The organism is Nocardia macrotermitis, from assembly GCF_009604405.1.
GTDB classification, from domain to species: domain Bacteria; phylum Actinomycetota; class Actinomycetes; order Mycobacteriales; family Mycobacteriaceae; genus Nocardia; species Nocardia macrotermitis.
On sequence record NZ_WEGK01000042.1, the window covers coordinates 1 to 2,559 of the forward strand.

At 66.1% G+C, this 2,559-nt stretch carries 2 protein-coding genes; both read left to right on the forward strand.

The features are described from left to right. Positions 1-170: 170 nt before the first annotated feature. Positions 171-1,670, forward strand: a complete 1,500-nt coding sequence (gene istA, locus NRB20_RS37325; protein ID WP_153416150.1) for an IS21 family transposase — start codon at positions 171-173, stop codon at positions 1,668-1,670. Further along, positions 1,667-2,461: an IS21-like element helper ATPase IstB gene (istB, locus tag NRB20_RS37330; protein ID WP_153416151.1), complete on the forward strand. Its 795-nt coding sequence runs from the start codon at positions 1,667-1,669 to the stop codon at positions 2,459-2,461. Before istA ends, istB begins: the two co-directional genes overlap by 4 nt. Positions 2,462-2,559 lie beyond the last annotated feature (98 nt).

The following is a 2,559-nucleotide window of genomic DNA, read 5'->3' on the forward strand; positions in this document are numbered from 1 at the left end:
TGTCCGTGGCCATGAGAAAGTCTCCACTGGTGGCCGGTTGTAGGTCCCCGCTGGTGGCCAGGTAGAAGTTCCCGTTTCCCCTTGCTTGTCGTGTCGATGCCCGGAGCTCGTGGCCTGGGCGGTGACGGTGATAGCGCCAACTGTCATCCGTCACTGCCCAGGGAGTTCCATTGAAGTCTGCGAGGGAGCGAATGGACATTATTTCCGCCTATCGAGAGGTCGGAACGTATCGTGGTGCGGCCGAGTTGTGCGGCACCACCCATAAGACCGTGAAACGGGTCGTGGACCGTGCCGAGGCCGGTGGCGACCGGGCGCAGCGGGAGCCACGAGCCCGTAACTACGACCGGGTGGCCGAGCTGGTCGCCGAGCGGGTCACGAAATCCAATGCCCGGATCTCGGCCAAGCGGCTGCTGCCGATCGCCCGCGCCGCTGGCTATGACGGGTCGTCGCGTAATTTCCGGCGGCTGGTCGCGCAGCAGAAAGCGTTGTGGCGCACCGATAATCATCGGGGTCGTCGTCCGGCGGTGTGGTCGCCGGGTGAGTATCTGGTGATCGATTGGGCCCAGGCCGCGCCGGGGTTGCAGCTGTTCTGCGCGGTGTTGGCGTTCTCGCGGTGGCGGTTCACCGCGTTCGCCGCCGATCAGAAGCAGTCGACCACACTGGCGTTGATCGCTGAGGCGTTCGCCGCGATCGGCGGTGTCCCCGCGAAGGTGCTGGCCGATCGGATGGGGTGTTTGAAGGGTGGGGTGGTCGCGAACGTGGTCGTCGCGACACCCGAATACGTCCGGTTCGCAACGCATTACGGGTTCGCCCCGGATTGGTGTCACGCCAATGATCCGCAGTCCAAGGGCATCGTGGAGAACCTGTGCGGGTATGCCCAACGGGATTTGGCCGTCCCGTTACTGACCGAAGCAGCGGTGAACGGGCGGGTCCTGGGCCTGCGCGATGCCAACACGGCGGCGAAATCGTGGTGCGCGGAGGTGAATTCGCTGGTGCATTCGGAGATCTGCGCTGTTCCCGACGAACGTCTCGCGATCGAGCGGGAGTTGTTGTCCCCGTTGCCGTCTCTGCGGTTGGAGGTCGGCGCCCCGGCGGTGACCCGCAAGGTCGACCGCCTCTCGTGTGTTCGTTACGGGTCGGCCCGCTATTCGGTGCCGACCCGCCTGATCGGCATGGCGGTGCATATCCTCCTGGACTGCGGTGCACTGCTGGTGCTCGAACCCGCGACCGGTGTGATCGTGGCCGAGCACGAGCTGGTCGCACCGGGCTCCGCGTCGATCCTCGATGCCCACTACGACGGCCCGCGGCCCGCACCCAGTCGAGGGCCGCGCCCGAAAACCAATGTCGAACAACAATTCTGCGCCCTCGGCGAGGACGCGCAAGCGTTCTTGGTCGGTGCGGCCGCGATCGGCAATACCCGCCTGGGTTCGGAGCTGGAGATCCTGCTCGGCCTCGGCGCCGCCCACGGCGAGCACGTCCTGGTCGCCGCGCTGCGTCGCGCGGTGGCGTTCGGGCGGTTCCGCGCCGCCGACGTCCGGTCGATCCTGGCTGCCGGCGCAGGCGCTCCGCAGCCCCGTCCGGCCGGAGACGCGCTAGTGCTGGACCTGCCCACCGCGCCGACCCGGTCCCTGGACGCCTACAAAATCGACCATGATGGGAGCGCTTCATGACCGCCACGACCCGGGCGAAAACGGTTGCCCCCAAACATGTCCCGGAGCTGTCTGCCGACCTCGACGCCGGACTGCGCCGGTTGAAGCTGGCCGCGGTCCGTCGCAACGCACCGGAAGTGTTGCAGGTCGCCAAAACTCAGCGATGGACCCCGGAAGAGGTGCTACGCACCCTGATCGAGGCCGAGCTCCTAGCCCGCGACGCCTCCAACACCCGCAACCGGCTCAAGGCCGCCGCGTTCCCCGTCCTGAAAACCCTCGACAGCTTCGAGGTCCCCGCATCGTCCATCCCACCAGCCACCTTCGACTACCTGTCGAGCCTGGAATGGATACGGGCACAACACAATTTATGCCTCATCGGCCCGCCGGGCACCGGCAAAAGTCACACCCTGATCGGGCTCGGACACGCCGCCATCCACACCGGACACAAAGTCCGCTACTTCACCGCCGCCGACCTGATCGACACCCTCTACCGCGGCCTGGCCGACAACACCGTCGGCAAAATCATCGACACCCTGCTACGCGCGGATCTCGTCATCCTTGACGAAATCGGATTCGCCCCACTCGACGACACCGGCACCCAACTATTGTTCCGGCTCGTCGCCGGCGCCTACGAACGCCGCTCCCTGGCCATCGCGTCACACTGGCCGTTCGAGCAATGGGGCCGCTTCCTGCCCGAACACACCACCGCCGCCAGCATCCTGGACCGGCTCCTGCACCACGCCACCGTCGTCATCACCGACGGCGACTCCTACCGCATGAAAAACCGGACCAAGCGAGGTGACCGCCCCTGAAATAACGACCCCCACCCGCAAGAGGGTGGGGACTTTCCCTGGCCACCAGTGGATACCTCACTTGGCCACCAACGGCGACTTCCATATGGCCATTGACA